This is a genomic window from Bacillus sp. hwrm1, assembly GCF_040207805.1.
Lineage (GTDB): Bacteria > Bacillota > Bacilli > Bacillales > Bacillaceae > Bacillus > Bacillus velezensis.
Genome location: NZ_CP157943.1, coordinates 1435109 through 1453478 on the forward strand (window position 1 = coordinate 1435109; position 18370 = coordinate 1453478).

Sequence of the window (18370 nt, forward strand, 5' to 3'; positions counted from 1 at the left end):
CCTCAGTTTTTTATTTTTACTTTCGGAAGGATTTTTTTAAGTGGCACACTGTGTTCAAGCTGCCATGTCGATTCATCGTTGTGGTCAAACTGCTCTAAAAAGCGGATGACTTCCTTTGTAATCGGTGTCGGTGTTGATGCGCCTGCGGTAACGGCGACGGTATTGACGTCTTTCAGCCATTCGAGCTTCAGTTCACTGATGTCTCCGATTCGGTAGGCTTTTGTTCCGGCGATTTCTTCTGACACTTGAGCCAGTCTGTTGGAGTTATTGCTTTTCGGATCACCGACAACAATGGTTAAGTCCGCTTTTTTTGCCTGCTCTGATACAGCTTCTTGACGAACCTGTGTGGCCAGGCAGATTTCCTGATGGTATTCCACGTACGGGTACTTTTCTTTGACTGATTCCATAATATCGTGGACGTCCCACTGGGACATTGTCGTTTGGTTTGTAACGATTAATTTCTCAGCCTGAATATCGAGATTTCTCACGTCTTCCTCTGTTTCAACGAGATGAACGATTTCAGGAGCGACGCCGACGGCTCCTTCAGGCTCGGGGTGGCCTTTTTTACCGATGTATATGACGTGATAACCTTCAGCTTTTACTTTTCGGATTAAGTCATGTGTTTTCGTGACGTCCGGGCATGTGGCGTCAATCGTAACAAGCCCTTTTTCCTCAGCGGCTTTTCTTACTTCCGGAGATACCCCGTGAGCCGTGAAAATAACGGTTCCTTTTTCCACCTGCTTTAAAATCTCCAGACGGTTTGTGCCGTCAAGCGTGTAAATGCCGTCTTCCTCAAACGCATCTGTGACATGCTTATTATGAACAATCATTCCCAGTATATATATAGGTCTTGGCAGTGTTTTATCGAGTGACGCGTTTTTGGCTATGACCATGGCATCAACAACGCCGTAACAGTAGCCGCGCGGCGATATTTTGATAACGTCCAATGTAGATGTCCTCCTATCAAAAGTGAGTGTAGAGGCAATATAAAAAGCCGTAGTTAAACGGCTCAAATCTTGCATTCTTCTGATCTCATTATAGCTAATCTTTCGTGAGATATCAAAGAATGTTAAATATATAATTTCGGCTTTGATCTGCCCGATGTTCTTTTTGGACGCGGCTGTTCCGCTGAGTCTGCCTGTGCGGCGTCTTTTTCTTTTGAAGCGGATGCTTTTTCAGACGTCTTCTTTGATGTTTTGGATGAGGCGTCTGATTTGTTTTCATCTTCTGTTTCATCTGTTTCATCTGTTTTTTCAGCTTCATCCTTTTTGTTCTGTTCGTCTGTTTCTTTCGTCTCGTCAGATTCATTCTCGTCATCACTGCTGCTTAATTGGCTGTAAAGCTTCATCATGGCGGGCAGACTCCGTACTAAAGGACCGTACTGCTGAATCATCGGCGTAACCTGCTGCGCCACGCCGAGCACCTTCTGAACGTTGCCGAGCATGCTCGACAGGGATGCCGGACTTGCCAGGTTCTGTATTCCCTGCAGTCCTGCACCTGCTCCTCCGCTGGCCGCCGCCGGTGCCGACGCGGCAGCGCTTCCTCCTCCTGAACCGGGTAAAAAACGGGAAAGCATCCCTTTTAAGCCCCCTCCGCCGCCCGTGCCTGCGTTTCTCAGGCCCGCTCCGGCAATCTGCTGCTGAGGGAAAAGCTGCCGTCCCTGCTGCATTAGCTGCCGTCCCGGCAATGACGGTCTTCCTCCCATCATCATACGCGGATTCATAAACGGCCGTCCCTGCTGCGCCATATTTCTCATCGGCTGCTGTGGAAACATACTTGTACCTCCTTTCTGTCTCTCTGCTATTACAATATGCATCGGAGGGGGCATTTGCTTTTCTGTCTCGAAAACAGGATTCCCCCAAGACATGGTGTTTTTAAGTAAAATCGGTTATAATGTGATGATGGACACAGAATGTGCCGCTTTAAGGAGCTGGGAAAAATGAAAGAAACTAAATTTGATGGATACAACTTAAAACCGTTTATTATAGATGCAGTTCACCGCCTTGGTTTTTATGAACCGACAGATATTCAAAAGCGTCTGATACCTGCCGTACTGAAAAACGAAAGCGTGATCGGGCAGTCCCAGACGGGGACGGGGAAAACCCACGCCTATTTATTGCCAATTTTGAATCGGATTGATCCGGGTTCTGATACGGTACAGGCCGTTATCACGGCGCCGACGAGAGAGCTTGCCAATCAGATTCATCAGGAAGCGCTCAAAATCACACAGGGTGCGGAAGATGAGCCGATCCGGACAAAATGCTTCATCGGCGGGACGGACAAGCAAAAATCAATTGATAAGCTGAAAACACAGCCTCATCTCGTCGTCGGAACGCCGGGCCGGATCGCGGATCTGATTAAGGCGCAGGCATTGAACGTCTATAAAGCGCAGTCTCTCGTCATTGACGAAGCTGATCTGATGCTTGATATGGGCTTTTTAGAAGACGTTGATTATATCGGATCGCGTATGCCGGAAGAACTGCAGATGCTTGTGTTCTCAGCTACGATTCCGGAAAAGCTGAAGCCGTTTTTGAAAAAGTATATGGAAAATCCGAAGTACGCGCATGTTGAGCCGAAAAGAATCACAGCCGAAAAGATTGAACATGTGTTGGTTCCTTCTAAACAGCGTGATAAAGACAAACTGCTTTTTGATATGATGTCTCATCTGAATCCTTATCTGGGCATTGTGTTTGCAAATACGAAAAACACGGCTGACCATATTGCGAAATACCTGACTGAAAAAGGAATGAGGGTCGGTCTTCTGCACGGGGGATTAACGCCGCGTGAGCGCAAAAAGGTAATGAAGCAGATTAATGATCTGGAATTCACTTATGTCATTGCGACAGACCTTGCGGCTAGAGGAATTGACATTAAAGGCGTAAGCCACGTCATCAACTACGAGCTTCCGGACGATTTGGATTTTTATGTTCACCGTGTCGGAAGAACTGCACGCGCCGGTTCATCAGGCCAAGCACTGACCATTTATGAGCTTTCTGACGAAGATGCGCTCGCAAGACTTGAAAAGATGGGCATTGTGTTTGACTATGCGGAGCTTGTAAACGGGGAATGGAAGAAAGGCGATGACCGCCACCGCCGTAAAAATCGCAAAAAGACGGCAAATGAGGCTGACCAAATTGCGAAACGCCTCGTAAAAAAGCCGAAAAAAGTAAAGCCGGGCTATAAAAAGAAAATGAGCTACGAAATGGAAAAAATTAAAAAGAAGCAGAGAAGAAACCAATCTAACAGAGGAAAGTAGGGGGAATCGGGTTGCTGAAAATAGGTTCACACGTCTCAATGAGCGGAAAACATATGCTCCTTGCCGCAAGCAAGGAAGCTGTTTCGTACGGGGCGAATACATTTATGATCTATACGGGCGCTCCCCAAAACACGCGCCGCAAAAAAATTGAAGACTTGAATATTGAAGCGGGCCGCGCCCATATGAAGGAAAACGGTATCGACGAGATTGTCGTGCATGCGCCGTACATCATTAACATCGGAAATACGACAAATCCGGCAACATTTGAGCTGGGCGTTGATTTTCTGCGTTCTGAAATTGAAAGAACGGCAGCGATCGGCGCGAGACAGATCGTGCTTCATCCAGGGGCGCATGTCGGAGCCGGAGCTGAAACGGGCATCAAAAAAATCATTGAAGGTTTAAACGAAGTGATTGTTCCCGGGCAAAACGTGCAGATTGCGCTGGAGACAATGGCGGGCAAAGGATCAGAATGCGGGAGAAGCTTTGAAGAGCTGGCCGAGATCATTGCGGGAGTCACGCATAATGAACATCTATCCGTCTGCTTTGACACTTGCCACACCCATGACGCCGGGTATGATGTCGCTAATGATTTTGACGGTGTTCTTAACGAGTTTGATAAAATCGTCGGCATCGATCGGATAAAAGTCCTTCATGTGAACGACAGTAAAAATATTAAAGGCGCCCGGAAAGACCGCCATGAAAATATCGGGTTCGGAGAGATCGGTTTTGACGCTCTGCAGTACATCGTTCATCACGAGCAGCTTGCCGATATTCCGAAAATCCTCGAAACACCGTATGTAGGCGAAGACAAGAAAAATAAGAAGCCGCCGTACCGTTTTGAAATCGAAATGCTGAAAGAAAAACAGTTTGATAAGGAGCTTCTTGAAAAAATATCAGCTCAATAAGAAAGAAAGGAGGGGCGGGTGTCCCTCCTTTCTTACCCTGAGAATTGATTGAAAAGTTCGTCAACTTTCCGCGCCGTTTCTTTTGAGGTTATCGTTTCCACTTTTTTCAGCAGGCGCAGCCGCTCCTGTTCATCAAAAATATTGATGTTTTTTCCGTGCATCAGAGCCGCTACCTCAGCCGCTTGACTTCTTGTAATGCTGATCCCGTATTGCTTGGAATATTTCAGCAGATCGTCCGCAGTGACTTGATTGAGCCGCTGCAAAATAATTCTTTGTATTAAAATCATCGATACTTTCACCTCTTTAGACATAATGTATTGAGCAGATCATTAAAATGTTACAGCTTTTAATGGTAAAATAAAGTTGCTTACTGTTTAAAATAGTTATTATAGGAAAGGAGATTTTATGACCCCAAATAAACAGCATAAAAGAGAATCATTTTTACACTTTATCTTCAGGGTCATTATGATTCTGATCGGGGCGGGTTCAGCCGCCGTAAGTATTGAATTGTTTCTGGTCCCTAATAATTTTATCGACGGAGGCATTATCGGTGTTTCATTAATTTTAGACCACCTCTTTATGTCCAATCCCCTCCTCAATTTTGCCTTATTCGTTGTGTTACTCAACATTCCATTTATGATTTTCGGATATAAATATATCGGAAAAACATTTCTCATCTCTACTGTTATCGGAATCGTCGGTTTAGCGCTGATTGAATCCTCATTGCACCATGTGGAGGCCATTACGACCCAGCCTATTTTGGCGACGGTATTCGGGGGGCTTTTGCTCGGTTTCGGGGTAGGCCTTGTCATCCGAAACGGAGGCTCGATGGACGGTACTGAAATCCTCGGTATCCTTCTCACGAAAAAGCTGCCCTTTTCAGTCGGGGAATTCGTTATGCTCATCAATGTGTTTATTTTCATTTGGGCCGGTTTTGTGTTCGGTCCGGAGCAGGCAATGTATTCTTTCATGACTTATTATATTGCCATGAAAACGATTGACGCCGTCATCCAGGGGCTTGATGAAACAAAAGCGGTCATTATTGTTGCAGAGCAATATGCTGAGATCTCAGATGCTATATTGCACCGGCTTGGGCGGGGAACCACCAAACTTCAGGGTAAAGGCGGATATACGGATGAAACCAAAGAAGTCATTTACGCGGTCGTGACAAGGCTTGAAGTGACTAAATTGAAATCCATTGTGTTTGAAATTGATAAAAACGCCTTTATTACGATCATGAATACCCATGAAACGAGGGGCGGTAAGTTCAAAACCGCGATTCACTAGGCTTTCATTTACTTTTCATCATTTTATAGGTATAATTTGATACATCATAAGAAAATGGCCTGCTGTTCAGACAGCTGCCATTTTCTTTTTGGAGCGATACCGTGTTGTAAAGGGGAGGTCCTCATGAACGTACAAGAAGCGTTGAACCTGCTGAAAGAAAAAGGGTATAAATATACGAGTAAGCGAGAAGACATGCTGCAGCTTTTTGCTGATTCTGATAAATATCTGACCGCCAAAAACGTGCTTGCCGCATTAAATGACGACTATCCGGGTCTGAGCTTTGATACCATATACAGAAATCTTTCGTTATATGAAGAACTCGGCATTTTGGAAACGACGGAGCTTTCCGGAGAAAAACTGTTCCGTTTTACATGCTCTTATACCCATCATCATCACCATTTTATCTGTTTAACCTGCGGGAAAACGAAGGAAATTGAGTCCTGTCCGATGGATAAGCTGCACGATGATTTGGAAGGGTATGAAATCAGCGGCCATAAGTTTGAAATTTACGGCACCTGTCCGGCGTGCCGATAAAAAACCTCCTGCTTATACAGGAGGTTTTTTTCAGCTTTTGACATGCTGAAAGCTATGTTTGTTTTTATTAATCCAGGCGACGGCTTCAAGCCAATTCTGCACCCTGATAATATTGGAATCGATGGGGAGCTGATTATATGGGGAGTTAAAAAGGATAACCGGAATGCCTGCTTCTTTTGCGATCATTGTCGCATTGCCGTGGTGATCTTCGAAAAATAAATCAATGCCGTGTTTTTTGACGGCTTCCACTTTGTGATGGCCTCCGACAAGCTCAATGTGATCGTAATGAATGTCCCGGTTTGCAAACCAGTCCAGCGTAACATCTTCTAAGTGGCCGCGTCTTGCCGTAATGTAGATCAGACGGTGCTCTTCTTTCAGTCCGTCCAGTGCCTGCTTGGCAAATTCCGCGAGCTTCGCTTCTTTATATATGGCTGCTTCATGAACGTTCATCCATTCCCAAAATTCCTCGTCTGTAATGTTCAAAAGCTTCGTCAGATCATAATCAGTCATATCATCCAAGGTAATGGAAAGATGAAATGAGCGGTTTAAATAAGGGACAAATGTATCCTGTGCCGTAACTGTGCCGTCAATATCTATACCTAACCGTAACATGTCCACACTCCTATAAATTCATCCCTTCAAGTGTAACATAAACAATTAACAATACCAGAAAAGTTTAGCAAACATGAATCCGTAAAAAACGCGGAAACTAAAAAAGCTCCTTTCATAAAAGAAAAAGGGGGAATTGAAGGTGGCATACGATTACGAAAATCGAAAAGGCAACGACTACTATGTGGATCATGGATCGGAAGGAACCGATATCACGCGTGATGTTTATTCAGAAGAAACAGCGGCCGAAATTTCAGAGCCATATCGTGCTTCTGACCGGGCAGCAGACCGTGATGATAACCGGGACGGAGTAAGTGAAGGCCGGGGGATAGGGTATGCAGCATTGGCTATTTCTATCATTTCCCTGTTTGTGCTCCCTGTTTTATTAGGGGCATGCGGCATTATCGTCGGCTATATCGCCAGAAGAAGAGGAGCAGGCGCTTTAGGCGGATGGGCGATGGGAATCGGTATTGTTTCCCTTGTCCTCGGCATCTTCATTACACCGTTTTTTTAACACAACGCAAAAAAAAGCTTGGCGGAATATCCGTCAAGCTTTTTGTGTTTCTTGTTCTGCTTTTGCTTTTTCCGCTTCAAGCTTTGCGTAGTGTTCTTCTGCCAGCTTGTCGATTTCTTTTTTCAGCTCTTCGACCATGGTTTCTTCAGGGACTTTGCGGACGATTTGGCCTTTGCGGAAAAGAAGTCCTTCGCCGCGCGCGCCGGCAATCCCGATATCAGCTTCTCTTGCTTCGCCCGGTCCGTTAACGGCACATCCGAGAACGGCTACTTTAATCGGCGCTTTGACTTTAGAAATGTATTCTTCCACTTCATTTGCGATGCTGATGAGATCAATTTCGATCCGTCCGCATGTCGGGCATGAAATAAGCGTAGCCGCGTTTGAAGCAAGACCGAATGATTTCAGCAGTTCTCTGGCTACTTTTACTTCTTCAACCGGGTCGGCGCTCAGAGAGATCCGGAGCGTGTTTCCGATTCCTTTGCTTAAAATCGCTCCGAGTCCGGCCGCGCTTTTTACCGTTCCGGCAAACAGCGTGCCCGATTCTGTAATTCCGAGGTGGAGCGGATAATCAAATGCTTTTGATGCTTTTTCGTATGCTTCTATGGCTAGATTGACGTCAGACGCTTTCATGCTGACGATGATGTCGTGAAAGTCAAGGTCTTCCAGGATTTTGATATGATGAAGCGCACTCTCAACCATCCCGTCAGCAGTCGGATAGCCGTATTTTTCTAAAATGCGTTTTTCCAAAGAACCCGCGTTTACGCCGATCCGGATCGGAATTCCTTTTTCCTTCGCTGCTTTTACGACGGCTTCCACTTTTTCGCGGCGGCCGATGTTTCCCGGGTTGATTCTGATTTTGTCGGCCCCGCCCTCAATTGCTTTTAATGCAAGCTTGTAGTCAAAATGAATATCGACAACGAGAGGGATGGAAATTTGTTTTTTGATGTCGGCAATCGCGTTAGCGGCGCGTTCGTCCGGACATGCCACCCGGACAATTTGGCAGCCGGCTTCGGCTAAACGGTTGATTTCCGCAACTGTTGCTTCTACGTCGTGTGTTTTGGTCGTCGTCATACTCTGAATGACGACTTCGTTATTTCCGCCTATTGTTAAAGGTCCCACTTTGACGGGACGCGTTTTTGTACGATGTGTGATTTCACTCACTTGTCAATCGCTCCTTAATTGTAGTTACCGCTTTTGCAGGCTGAGCCTTTTACATGTCAGGCAACTTCTATTTACATGTTATATTGTAACAGTGTATTTGCCGAACTGACAAGAAATTAACGTTTAATTGCGGTAGACGGGGAATTTATAAGCGGTGCCTGCCTGAATTGCGTTTGCTTTTACATTCGGATTCAGCGCTTCAAAATCTTGCGCAATATCATCTGGCGCTTTATGTGCGCCGACTATCGACATCACCGTATCGCCTTTTTTGACCGTAACCGTTCTGTATGAAGATTCCTGTCGGGCTGGCTGTGCCGCCGCTGCGTATGCTGGAAGGTCTTGAGAAGGGATCGTGCCGATTTTAAGATCGTAAAAGATAATGAATATCACAAATAAACTGCCGAATACAAAAGTAAGCCGCTTCATTCCAACCGCCTCCCGCATACATTTTTACTTCATTGTATGCTTGTCCCATTTTGTTCATGACAAAAAAGAAGACCGCCGGGGGCAGTCTTTGTTACACAGCTGTTTTTCTTGGCGGTATCTCTTTTAAGACGAGGAAAAGGATGATAAAGTTTACAAACCAATTCACTAAAAATTCACTCGGCACTGTAATAACAAGCGCGCGCATGATCGTAAAGAATATGGTCGAAAGTGTAATGGAATAAGCCGAAAGCTTCCAGAGCTGCTGGTAATTCAATGTCTTTCTTTGCGCATTTTTCAATATCAGTCCGATGACGGCGAGAAATGATACTTCAATGAATTTTCCGGCCGCTGTCATGATGAACAGCAGAACGGACAGGACGGTGACGATCATTGTTTTATTTTGGTTTAATGCTGATATGATTTCTTTTTTTGTGATATCAGCAGGCATCAGCGAATAATTCATTTCTGTCGCCTGTCCGTCTACAGCAAGCACCATTTTATTTTTCAAAATGCCGATCGCATTTTGTTTGGCCGCTATTTGTTTCGCGCCGTAAGCATCTGTCGGATCAAACACGATGACGAACCCGTTCGCTTCCGTTTCCTTAGAGGCGGACGCTTTCGTCTGCAATTCTCCGTTTGAAATGCTGAAATCAGGGAAATCTTTCTTTAACACGGTTTTGAAACCGTTCATTGAGTTTACGGTGCCGGAGCAAAGGTAATAAGCGCTTGGCAGCGTAAAAAGGACAGACAGCAAAAATACATAAAGGATCGCTTTTCCTATCCCCTGAAACCGTGTTTTTGCAATATCTGCCGGAGAGTATGTACTTTTCAATAAAGCCGTAAATATGTTCAACATCTTCACTTCCTAGCCTAAACTGGTATATGTTGCTTATTGTATCGTTCACAGGGGATGAACACAAGTGAGAGTATTTAAAGCGGTGATAAGGAATCATACATAATAAGATAAAGCGGGAAGCGGTGATCGCCCGCAAAACAAAGGAGGGTGTTTTTGTTATGAGTGTTTTGTATTGGCTGATGATCATTGCGGTCTTCGTCATTGCTTTTATCGGGCTTGTATATCCGGTGATTCCAAGCGTTATTTTTATTGTGGCCGGTTTTCTTCTCTACGGATTTTTGTTTTCCTTCAGTCCTTATTCTTACCTGTTTTGGCTCATTGAGGCGGTATTTGCCGCCGTTTTATTCGCAGCTGACTATGTGTCAAATTTACTTGGCGTTAAAAGGTACGGAGGAAGCAGGGCGGCAATCTGGGGAAGCACGATCGGATTATTGATCGGGCCCTTCGTTATTCCCGTGGCGGGCATTATATTAGGCCCGTTTATCGGTGCTCTCTGCGCTGAGGTGTTTGTTCATCAAAAGGATATCAAGTCTGCGGCAAAAGTGGGGCTCGGCTCGTTAATCGGCTTTTTAACAAGCGTGGCGGCAAAAGGCGTCATTCAGCTCTTTATGATCGGGTATTTCTTATGGACGGTGCTTTAGAAAGGTTTAATTTCGGCCGTGAACGGATAAAGTGTAATATGTCTGCTGGAATCGCCGGATTGTGAGCTTTTTCATTGATTACCACGCTTTCTTTTGTTACATTGAGATTAGAAAAGTTCGCGTTAAGCGGCATTTCAGTACATATATTTAAAGGAGGAAAAAATTATGGCTTACAAACTTCCAGAATTGCCTTACGCTTATGATGCTTTAGAACCTCATATCGATAAGGAAACGATGACGATTCACCATACGAAGCACCATAACACATACGTGACAAACCTCAACAAAGCGATCGAAGGATCAGCGCTTGCAGAGAAATCTGTAGATGAGCTTGTTGCTGATTTGAACGCAGTGCCGGAGGACATCCGCACGGCAGTCCGCAACAATGGCGGCGGACATGCAAACCACTCTTTATTCTGGACTCTTTTATCTCCGAACGGCGGAGGCGAACCGACTGGTGAGCTTGCTGAAGAGATCAAAAGCACGTTCGGAAGCTTCGATCAATTTAAAGAAAAATTCGCGGCAGCAGCTGCAGGCCGTTTCGGTTCAGGCTGGGCTTGGCTCGTTGTAAACAACGGCAAACTTGAAATTACAAGCACGCCAAACCAAGATTCACCGCTTTCAGAAGGTAAAACACCTGTTCTCGGCCTTGATGTTTGGGAGCACGCGTACTACCTGAACTACCAAAACCGCCGTCCTGATTACATTTCAGCTTTCTGGAATGTTGTGAACTGGGATGAAGTTGCCCGTCTTTACAGCGAAGCAAAATAATTGAGTTGAATGATCACAAGGTCTCCCGCGGGAGGCCTTGTTTTTTTATTGACTTTGATTCCTTTTACATATCTCAGTTTGAGTGAGACAAACTAATGTGTAGTAAAGGGGAGTCAATGATGAGCAAAATAAAAAAAATTATCGGCGACATCGAAATAAATAAAGGGCTGCTGCTGTTATTGACGATTGGCGGCCTTTACTCATTGGGCATCGCGCTGTCAAATACATTTGTCAACGTGTATTTGTGGAAGCAGTCGGGAAAATTTATTGATTTGGCCATATACAATTTGTCGGTCGTGACGATGCAGCCGATTACCTTTCTGCTGGCTGGCCGGCTGGCTAAAAAAATTGACAGGGTGTTTATTCTAAGGTTCGGCGTTATCTTTTTGGCCGCTTTTTATTTAAGTGTGCTGCTTGCCGGAGAAACTGCGGCTTCCCGTCTCGTTTTGATAGGGGCCGTGCTCGGAGTTGGATACGGCTTTTACTGGCTGGCTTTTAATGTGCTGACTTTCGAAATCACGGAACCGGAAACGAGAGATTTTTTTAACGGGTTTTTAGGCATTTTGTCTTCATCGGCGGGTATGATCGGTCCGATTGTGGCCGGATATGTCATTTCAAGACTTGAAAACAATACGGGTTATACAATCATTTTCAGCCTGTCGCTCGGCTTATTTGCCCTTGCCGTGGTCATGAGCTTTTTCCTGAAGCGGAGGGAGTCGAAAGGCCGGTTTATGCTGAAAAAAGTTTTTGATGAGCGCCACACGAATCTGAATTGGCGCCGGATTACCAACGCGCACTTTTTTCAAGGCTTGAGAGAAGGGATTTTTGTTTTTTTAATCAGCGTATTTGTATTCATTGCGACAAACAGTGAGCTGGCGCTCGGAACATTCGGTCTCGTCAATTCCGCGGTTTCTTTTTTTGCCTATTATTTTGCATCAAGGCTCATCAAAAAAAGAGCGCGGAAAAAGGCGATTCTTATCGGCGGATTGATCTTGTACGGCGCCCTGTTTCTCATAATTTTTAAAATGAGCTTCACGACGCTCCTTTTGTACGGAGTGTTTATTGCGATCGGCTATCCAGTTCTGCTCGTGCCGTATGTCTCGCTTACATATGATGTGATAGGCCGGGCGCGGCTTGCCAGAAAAGCCAGAATTGAATACATTGTGCTCAGGGAGTTATTTTTAAATGCGGGCCGGATCGTTTCCATCCTTTGTTTCCTTGTCATCGTTACATTGTTCAAGGAAAAAGTGGGAATACCGGCGGCGCTCGTGCTGCTCGGAGCCGGGCATCCGCTGATTTATTACTTTATAAAAGACATCAAACTGGATACGGAAACTTCGGATGAAACAGTAGAAGAAGACCGACAAAAACAGGCGGCGGAACCGAATTTTATAAAAGGAGAAAGATAAAAGGGTTATCTGTAGAAAAATATCGAAAAAACCTTTAGAATGAAAAATGGCACCTGAACAGAAGGTGTCATTTCTTTCTGTAAATAAGAAAAGGTGATGTCATGAGGAGAAATAAAAAGAAAATAGCTGTAAACAAAGAAAAGAAAAAATCACTGCCGATCCGGCTTAATTTTTTGTTTTTGGCCGCGTTTCTTATTTTCACTTGGATTATCGTCGAGCTTGGCATCAAGCAGATCGTTCAGGGTGATGATTATAAAAACGCCGCTAATAAGCAGGAGGAGTCTGATGTCAGCACGGCGGTTCCGAGAGGGAAAATTTACGACCGGAACCTAAATCCCATCGTAACGAATAAAGCATTAAATGCGATTACATATACACGTTCAGCCTCAACCACCCAGGCGCAGCGTTTGAAAATCGCAAAAAAACTGTCGGGTATGATTAAGGTAAGCACCAAAAAGGTGACTGAGCGGGATAAAAAAGACTATTGGATGTTAACGAGGCCTGGTGAAGCGAAAAAACTGATTACGGCCGAAGAAAAGCAAAAAGCTGAAGACAAAAAACTGTCTGACGATGATTTATATCAGCTTCAGCTGAAACGCATCACAGACAAACAGCTGAATGAGCTCACTTCAAAAGACATGCAGATCCTTGCGATCAAAAGGCAGATGGATTCAGGCTACTCCCTGACGCCTCAATACATCAAAAATGAAGGGGTGTCGGCAAAAGAAATGGCCGTCGTCAGCGAACATTTAGATGAACTGCCGGGAGTTGACGTGACGTCTGACTGGGAACGGTCTTATCCTTATAAAAGCCTGATCCGGACATTGCTCGGCAGTGTATCCAGTTCGAACGAAGGTCTTCCGTCCAACCTGCTGGATCACTATCTGTCACTCGGCTACAGCCGGAATGACAGGGTCGGAAAAAGCTATTTAGAATATCAATATGAAAGCCTGCTGCAGGGTCAAAAAGAGAAAGTGCAGAACTTAACCGACTCATCCGGAAATGTCACGGGCAGCAAAGTGATTTCAAAAGGACAGGCCGGCAAAGACCTTGTTTTATCCATTGATATGGACCTGCAGAAATCCGTTGAAAAAATCATTGAGAAAAATTTAAGATCGGCAAAAGCGAGACCGAGCACGAAGCTTCTTGATCGGGCCTTCGTCGTCATGATGAACCCGAAAAACGGAGAAGTGCTGACGATGGCCGGCAAACAGATTACGAATGACCATGGAAAGTACAAAATTAATGATTATGCCCTCGGCGCAATGACTTCCTCCTACGCAATGGGATCGGCGGTCAAAGGAGCGACGGTGTTGACCGGACTGCAGACGGGCGCGATTAATTTGAACACCGTTTTCCAGGATGAACCTATGTATTTCAAGGGAAGCAAAAACCCGAAAAAATCATGGACGAATTTAGGTCCCGTAGATATCCAAAAAGCGCTTCAGGAATCGTCAAACGTGTTCATGTTCAAAACGGCGATTGCCGTCGGTAAAGGGGAATACAAAAAAGGCCAGTCCCTGCCGCTTGATATGAAGGCATTCGATACTTTCAGATACTACTTCAATCAGTTCGGACTCGGAGTTAAGACGGGAATTGATCTCCCGAATGAAGCGACCGGGTACCAAGGGTCACAGCGAATTTCCGGTCTTCTGTTAGACTTTGCCATCGGACAGTATGATACGTTTACACCGCTGCAAATGGCGCAGTATGTATCTACAATCGCCAATGGAGGCTATCGTTTGAAGCCTCAGCTTGTAAAAGAGGTCAGGCAGCCTGATTCGAAAAAAGGAATCGGAGCCGTTGTAGAGTCTGTTCAGCCCCAAGTACTGAACAAGATTGATATGAATAATGCAGATATTAAAGAAGTGCAGGCAGGTTTCAGACGTGTCATGACAAAAGGGACAGCCGCAACTGATTTTGCGACGGCGACATACAGTCCTGCCGGTAAAACGGGTACGGCGCAATCTTTCTATGACGGTCCGGACAAATCAGAGACGGGTGAAGGAACGTATAATACGACTCTTGTCGCTTATGCACCTGCGGATAATCCGGAAGTGGCTATTTCTGTAGTCGTTCCTTGGGCCTATATTGATTACAGCGATCGATATTCGATTACGAATGATATAGGAAGAGCAGCTCTGGACAAATACTTTGAGCTGAAAAAGAAACAAGAAGATAATAATACGAAGCAGAAAAACGAAGATAAAATTCAGGAAGACGCTGAAAACGGCAATACAAATCACTAACAGAAAAACGCTCACAACTTGTGAGCGTTTTTTTTTATACAAAAAAACATCCGGATTTACAAAACCTTAACACTTGATTTATACGCATTTTACAAGAACCCTTTACTCTAGACCTGTAGGACAAATTACACATTAAATGCAGGGGGAATTCAGGAAATGAAAAAAAACAAATGGATGCTTATGCTTCTGATGGCTGCTGTTATGATTGTTGCTGCAGCATGCGGAAATGCAAAGGAAAGCGGCAAGACAGACAGTCAATCTGCAAGTGAGGATAAAAAAGCATCAGGTTCTTTAACCATTTCTGGTTCATCAGCCATGCAGCCGTTAGTACTGGCAGCGGCGGAAAAGTTTATGGAAAAACATCCGGATGCTGATGTGCAGGTGCAAGCGGGAGGTTCAGGAACAGGTCTTTCGCAAGTGTCTGAAGGGGCAGTGCAAATCGGCAACTCAGATGTCTTTGCTGAAGAAAAAGAAGGCATTGATGCAAAAGCCCTAAAAGACCACCGAGTAGCGGTAGTGGCGATGGCGGCTGCGGTCAACCCCGGTGCGGGCGTAAAGGATATAACCAAAAAACAGCTGACAGACGTCTTTACAGGAAAAATTAAAAACTGGAAAGAGCTTGGCGGTAAAGATCAAAAAATTACACTCGTGAACCGTCCTGATTCATCAGGAACACGCGCTACGTTCGTCAAATACGCGCTTGACGGAGCAGATCCTGCTGAGGGCATTACAGAGGATTCCTCCAATACAGTCAAAAAAATCATTGCGGAAACGCCGGGAGCTATCGGTTATCTGGCATTCTCTTATATAAACGATGACAAAGTAACGCCTTTATCGATCGGAGGCATCAAACCGGAAGAGAAAAACGTCGTCACAGGCGAGTATCCGATTTGGGCTTACGAGCACTCTTATACGAAAGGTGAAGCGTCAGGCCTTACAAAAACGTTTCTTGACTATATGAACAGCGATGAAGTACAGAAAAGTATCGTAAAAGATCAGGGCTACATCCCGATCTCTGATATGAAAGTCACACGTGACGCAAACGGCAAGCAAAGCTGAGGGGAGGGCGGGCTCCCCGCCTCTTCTTCCTTATAGGAGTGTAAACAAATGATAAATCACAGAGAAAAAGAGTCTGTAAGCGAACGCTTAATAAGCTCAAAACAAAACAGGCAAATGGATGAAGTCCGCGGAAGGGTGATTGTGTCTGTGTGTGCCGCGATTATCATTGCGGCATCAGCGGCGATCACAATTTTTCTCGGCATTAAGGGGCTGCAATCTTTTTTTGTAAATGGTGTAAGCCCGATTGAGTTCTTAACAAGTCTGAATTGGAATCCAACCCAGGCAAAACCTGAGTTCGGCGCGCTGCCTTTTATTTTCGGATCATTTGCGGTCACGGTTCTGTCCGCTCTGATCGCAGCGCCCCTCGGAATTGCGGGTGCCGTGTTTATGACGGAAATTGCGCCGACTTGGGGAAAAAAGGTGCTGCAGCCGGTAATTGAGCTGCTTGTCGGCATTCCGTCCGTCGTTTATGGATTCATAGGTCTTACAGTATTGGTTCCGTTTATCGGCTCATTTAAATCAAGCGGAACGGGTCACAGCCTTCTGGCGGGGACGATCGTACTCTCGGTAATGATTCTGCCGACTGTTACATCGATTTCCGCTGATGCGCTTGCGTCACTTCCGAAACATCTTCGCGACGGTTCATACGCGCTTGGTGCGACGAGGTGGCAGACAATCAGAAAGGTGCTTATCCCGGCGGCGTTTCCGACATTGCTGACCGCCGTCGTGCTCGGGATGGCAAGAGCGTTCGGAGAAGCACTCGCCGTACAGATGGTTATCGGAAATACAAAGCTTCTGCCGGAAAGCCTGCTTGATACGGCGGGAACATTAACGACGATTATTACGTTAAACATGGGCCATACCACATACGGCAGTATTGAAAATAATACGTTATGGTCTATGGGGCTCGTTCTTCTCATCATGTCGTTTCTGTTTATATTGCTCATACGCTACTTGTCGTCTAGGAGGAAAGTGTAATGAACCGGAAAATAACGGATAAATTGGCCACCGGTGTATTCGGGTTATGCGCCGCTGTAATTGCGGCGATTTTGGCAGGATTGTTTTTGTACATTCTTATTCACGGCGTCTCTGAAATCTCCTTGCATTTTCTTACGTCAAAATCGAGCGCCATTGCGTCAGGCGGCGGAATACGGGATCAGCTTTTTAACTCCTTTTACATTCTGTTTATCACCATGCTGATCACGATACCGCTTGGAGTGGGGGGCGGCGTCTTTATGGCTGAATATGCGCCCCAAAATAAAATCACTGATTTTATCAGAACGTGTATTGAGGTGCTGTCTTCGCTTCCGTCCATTGTCATCGGGATGTTCGGCATGCTGATGTTTGTAAACCTGACCGGATGGGGTTACACGATTATCGGGGGCGCGCTCGCATTAACGGTCTTTAACCTTCCCGTTATGGTCCGGGTGACGGAAGGCGCGCTCACTGCAGTTCCTAAGGAGCTGAAAGAAGCTTCTCTCGCTTTAGGCGTATCGAGATGGCATACCGTCAAAACGGTGCTGGTTCCGAGTGCGATTCCTTCGATTTTAACCGGTGCCATTCTCGCATCCGGAAGAGTATTCGGAGAAGCGGCCGCATTGTTATTTACAGCGGGACTGACAACGCCGCGGCTGAACTTTACGGATTTGAACCCGTTTTCTGAATCATCTCCTTTCAACATTTTCAGGCCGGCTGAGACGCTGGCGGTTCATATATGGAGTGTCAATACGCAGGGAATCATCCCTGACGCCGAAGCGATTGCAAACGGCGGCTCGGCGGTGCTGGTGATTTCGGTGCTCTTGTTTAACCTTTGTGCAAGATGGCTCGGATCTGTCATTTATAAAAAGCTTACGGCAAATTAATCGGAAAGAGGCGAAAACATGATTGATCACATCATCAGGGAACAAGCGGAACAGACAAAGCGTTCGCCGGAGTCTTCAATTTTGGAAGTGAAGCATTTATCAATTTATTACGGTGACAAACAAGCGGTTAAAGATGTAAACATGGATATTGAAAAACATGCGGTGACGGCTCTGATCGGTCCCTCCGGCTGCGGGAAATCAACATTTTTGAGACAGATTAACAGAATGAACGATGCCATTCCTTTTGCAAGAAGCGAGGGAGAGATCCTTTATGAAGGGCTGAATATTTTGGGGGAAGCGATTAATGTCGTGTCTCTCAGACGGGAGATCGGTATGGTGTTTCAAAAACCGAATCCGTTCCCGAAATCCATTTACAATAACATCACACATGCGCTGAAGTATGCGGGGGAACGCAGGAAAGCCGTTTTGGATGATGCGGTCGAGGAAAGCTTAACGAAGGCGGCGCTTTGGGATGAAGTCAAAGACCGGCTTCATTCATCGGCTCTTTCGTTATCTGGCGGCCAGCAGCAGCGTCTTTGTATCGCCCGTACGCTTGCGATGAAACCTGCCGTGCTACTTTTAGATGAACCGGCCTCAGCTCTGGACCCTATTTCAAACGCCAGAATCGAGACGCTTTTGACAGAACTGAAAAAAGATTATTCGATTATTATCGTTACGCATAACATGCAGCAGGCGCTGAGGGTGTCTGACCGAACGGCTTTCTTTTTAAACGGGGAAGTGGTGGAATACGGGCAGACAGAACAAATTTTCACGAGTCCTAAAGCGCAAAAGACAGATGACTACATTAACGGAAAGTTCGGATAGGGGGAA

Annotated in this window: 20 protein-coding genes; 13 read left to right on the top strand and 7 right to left on the bottom strand. The window is 45.6% G+C overall.

Annotated elements, in window-relative coordinates; genetic code table 11:
* Positions 1-2: 2 nt before the first annotated feature.
* Together ABK447_RS07435 and vrrA are read right to left on the bottom strand one after the other, a co-directional pair.
* Positions 3-947 carry a 4-hydroxy-3-methylbut-2-enyl diphosphate reductase gene (locus ABK447_RS07435; protein ID WP_012118007.1) on the bottom strand — a complete coding sequence of 315 codons (945 nt, stop codon included), beginning with the start codon at positions 945-947 and terminating at the stop codon, positions 3-5.
* A 122-nt stretch (positions 948-1069) separates the two neighbouring features.
* Positions 1070-1774, bottom strand: a complete 705-nt coding sequence (vrrA, locus tag ABK447_RS07440; protein ID WP_043021624.1) for a VrrA/YqfQ family protein — start codon at positions 1772-1774, stop codon at positions 1070-1072.
* Positions 1775-1939: 165 nt separating this feature from the next.
* On the opposite strand from vrrA, the gene ABK447_RS07445 reads away from it, so the two are divergent.
* Positions 1940-3256: a DEAD/DEAH box helicase gene (locus ABK447_RS07445; protein ID WP_015240227.1), complete on the top strand. Its 1317-nt coding sequence runs from the start codon at positions 1940-1942 to the stop codon at positions 3254-3256.
* A gap of 11 nt (positions 3257-3267) precedes the next feature.
* On the top strand, positions 3268-4161 hold the full coding sequence (locus tag ABK447_RS07450; protein ID WP_012118004.1) for a deoxyribonuclease IV: 894 nt from the start codon (positions 3268-3270) through the stop codon (positions 4159-4161).
* Positions 4162-4193: 32 nt separating this feature from the next.
* On the opposite strand, the gene ABK447_RS07455 is transcribed toward ABK447_RS07450, so the two are convergent.
* On the bottom strand, positions 4194-4448 hold the full coding sequence (locus ABK447_RS07455) for a DUF2624 domain-containing protein (RefSeq protein ID WP_003153013.1): 255 nt from the start codon (positions 4446-4448) through the stop codon (positions 4194-4196).
* Between the two features lie 118 nt (positions 4449-4566).
* Here ABK447_RS07455 and ABK447_RS07460 point away from each other — a divergent pair, with 118 nt between their 5' ends.
* On the top strand, positions 4567-5448 hold the full coding sequence (locus tag ABK447_RS07460) for a YitT family protein (RefSeq protein ID WP_007408296.1): 882 nt from the start codon (positions 4567-4569) through the stop codon (positions 5446-5448).
* A gap of 123 nt (positions 5449-5571) precedes the next feature.
* Positions 5572-5982, top strand: coding sequence for a Fur family transcriptional regulator (locus ABK447_RS07465; protein WP_003153018.1), 411 nt, complete (start codon positions 5572-5574; stop codon positions 5980-5982).
* A gap of 30 nt (positions 5983-6012) precedes the next feature.
* Here the strand turns inward: ABK447_RS07465 and ABK447_RS07470 are convergent, their stop codons facing one another.
* Positions 6013-6594, bottom strand: a complete 582-nt coding sequence (locus ABK447_RS07470; RefSeq protein WP_007408297.1) for a nucleotidase — start codon at positions 6592-6594, stop codon at positions 6013-6015.
* Between the two features lie 133 nt (positions 6595-6727).
* On the opposite strand from ABK447_RS07470, the gene ABK447_RS07475 reads away from it, so the two are divergent.
* Positions 6728-7105, top strand: coding sequence for a DUF308 domain-containing protein (locus ABK447_RS07475; protein ID WP_087920773.1), 378 nt, complete (start codon positions 6728-6730; stop codon positions 7103-7105).
* A 33-nt stretch (positions 7106-7138) separates the two neighbouring features.
* Here the strand turns inward: ABK447_RS07475 and ispG are convergent, their stop codons facing one another.
* The 3 genes from ispG to ABK447_RS07490 form a co-directional block, all read right to left on the bottom strand.
* Entirely contained in the window at positions 7139-8257 is a 1119-nt protein-coding gene (gene ispG, locus ABK447_RS07480; RefSeq protein ID WP_169510269.1) for a flavodoxin-dependent (E)-4-hydroxy-3-methylbut-2-enyl-diphosphate synthase, read from the bottom strand.
* A 132-nt stretch (positions 8258-8389) separates the two neighbouring features.
* Positions 8390-8692: a LysM domain-containing protein gene (locus ABK447_RS07485; protein WP_007408299.1), complete on the bottom strand. Its 303-nt coding sequence runs from the start codon at positions 8690-8692 to the stop codon at positions 8390-8392.
* 91 nt (positions 8693-8783) lie between these two features.
* A complete protein-coding gene (locus tag ABK447_RS07490) occupies positions 8784-9548 on the bottom strand; it encodes a DUF1189 domain-containing protein (protein WP_014418394.1) in 765 nt (254 codons plus the stop codon).
* A gap of 158 nt (positions 9549-9706) precedes the next feature.
* Here ABK447_RS07490 and ABK447_RS07495 point away from each other — a divergent pair, with 158 nt between their 5' ends.
* From ABK447_RS07495 to pstB, 8 genes are all read left to right on the top strand, one after another.
* Complete coding sequence (locus tag ABK447_RS07495) at positions 9707-10189, top strand: DUF456 domain-containing protein (RefSeq protein WP_007408301.1); 483 nt, start codon at positions 9707-9709, stop codon at positions 10187-10189.
* A gap of 165 nt (positions 10190-10354) precedes the next feature.
* Positions 10355-10960: a superoxide dismutase SodA gene (sodA, locus tag ABK447_RS07500; RefSeq protein WP_003153025.1), complete on the top strand. Its 606-nt coding sequence runs from the start codon at positions 10355-10357 to the stop codon at positions 10958-10960.
* A gap of 119 nt (positions 10961-11079) precedes the next feature.
* Complete coding sequence (locus ABK447_RS07505) at positions 11080-12369, top strand: MFS transporter (protein WP_007612614.1); 1290 nt, start codon at positions 11080-11082, stop codon at positions 12367-12369.
* Between the two features lie 101 nt (positions 12370-12470).
* Positions 12471-14618 (top strand): penicillin-binding protein 2A, encoded by a 2148-nt coding sequence (gene pbpA / locus ABK447_RS07510; RefSeq protein ID WP_099320057.1) that lies wholly within the window; start codon positions 12471-12473, stop codon positions 14616-14618.
* Between the two features lie 156 nt (positions 14619-14774).
* Positions 14775-15677: a phosphate ABC transporter substrate-binding protein gene (locus ABK447_RS07515; RefSeq protein WP_007408304.1), complete on the top strand. Its 903-nt coding sequence runs from the start codon at positions 14775-14777 to the stop codon at positions 15675-15677.
* A 48-nt stretch (positions 15678-15725) separates the two neighbouring features.
* A complete protein-coding gene (pstC, locus tag ABK447_RS07520; RefSeq protein WP_012117997.1) occupies positions 15726-16655 on the top strand; it encodes a phosphate ABC transporter permease subunit PstC in 930 nt (309 codons plus the stop codon).
* Entirely contained in the window at positions 16655-17539 is an 885-nt protein-coding gene (gene pstA / locus ABK447_RS07525; protein ID WP_015240223.1) for a phosphate ABC transporter permease PstA, read from the top strand. The genes pstC and pstA overlap by 1 nt, the downstream gene beginning before the upstream one ends.
* Positions 17540-17557: 18 nt before the next feature.
* The gene (gene pstB, locus ABK447_RS07530; protein WP_007408307.1) at positions 17558-18364 is read left to right on the top strand and encodes a phosphate ABC transporter ATP-binding protein PstB; all 807 of its coding nucleotides are present in this window, start codon (positions 17558-17560) and stop codon (positions 18362-18364) included.
* Positions 18365-18370 lie beyond the last annotated feature (6 nt).

Excerpts from the sequence above, each read along its gene's own strand:
- pstC (WP_012117997.1), top strand. The coding sequence starts at position 15,726 with ATGATAAATCACAGAGAAAAAGAGTCTGTAAGCGAACGCTTAATAAGC.
- pstB (WP_007408307.1), top strand. The coding sequence starts at position 17,558 with ATGATTGATCACATCATCAGGGAACAAGCGGAACAGACAAAGCGTTCG.
- ABK447_RS07465 (WP_003153018.1), top strand. The coding sequence starts at position 5,572 with ATGAACGTACAAGAAGCGTTGAACCTGCTGAAAGAAAAAGGGTATAAA.
- ABK447_RS07495 (WP_007408301.1), top strand. The coding sequence starts at position 9,707 with ATGAGTGTTTTGTATTGGCTGATGATCATTGCGGTCTTCGTCATTGCT.
- sodA (WP_003153025.1), top strand. The coding sequence starts at position 10,355 with ATGGCTTACAAACTTCCAGAATTGCCTTACGCTTATGATGCTTTAGAA.
- ABK447_RS07455 (WP_003153013.1), bottom strand. The coding sequence starts at position 4,448 with ATGATTTTAATACAAAGAATTATTTTGCAGCGGCTCAATCAAGTCACT.
- ABK447_RS07460 (WP_007408296.1), top strand. The coding sequence starts at position 4,567 with ATGACCCCAAATAAACAGCATAAAAGAGAATCATTTTTACACTTTATC.
- ABK447_RS07505 (WP_007612614.1), top strand. The coding sequence starts at position 11,080 with ATGAGCAAAATAAAAAAAATTATCGGCGACATCGAAATAAATAAAGGG.
- ABK447_RS07470 (WP_007408297.1), bottom strand. The coding sequence starts at position 6,594 with ATGTTACGGTTAGGTATAGATATTGACGGCACAGTTACGGCACAGGAT.
- ABK447_RS07445 (WP_015240227.1), top strand. The coding sequence starts at position 1,940 with ATGAAAGAAACTAAATTTGATGGATACAACTTAAAACCGTTTATTATA.
- ABK447_RS07515 (WP_007408304.1), top strand. The coding sequence starts at position 14,775 with ATGAAAAAAAACAAATGGATGCTTATGCTTCTGATGGCTGCTGTTATG.
- ABK447_RS07485 (WP_007408299.1), bottom strand. The coding sequence starts at position 8,692 with ATGAAGCGGCTTACTTTTGTATTCGGCAGTTTATTTGTGATATTCATT.
- pbpA (WP_099320057.1), top strand. The coding sequence starts at position 12,471 with ATGAGGAGAAATAAAAAGAAAATAGCTGTAAACAAAGAAAAGAAAAAA.
- ABK447_RS07490 (WP_014418394.1), bottom strand. The coding sequence starts at position 9,548 with ATGTTGAACATATTTACGGCTTTATTGAAAAGTACATACTCTCCGGCA.
- pstA (WP_015240223.1), top strand. The coding sequence starts at position 16,655 with ATGAACCGGAAAATAACGGATAAATTGGCCACCGGTGTATTCGGGTTA.
- vrrA (WP_043021624.1), bottom strand. The coding sequence starts at position 1,774 with ATGTTTCCACAGCAGCCGATGAGAAATATGGCGCAGCAGGGACGGCCG.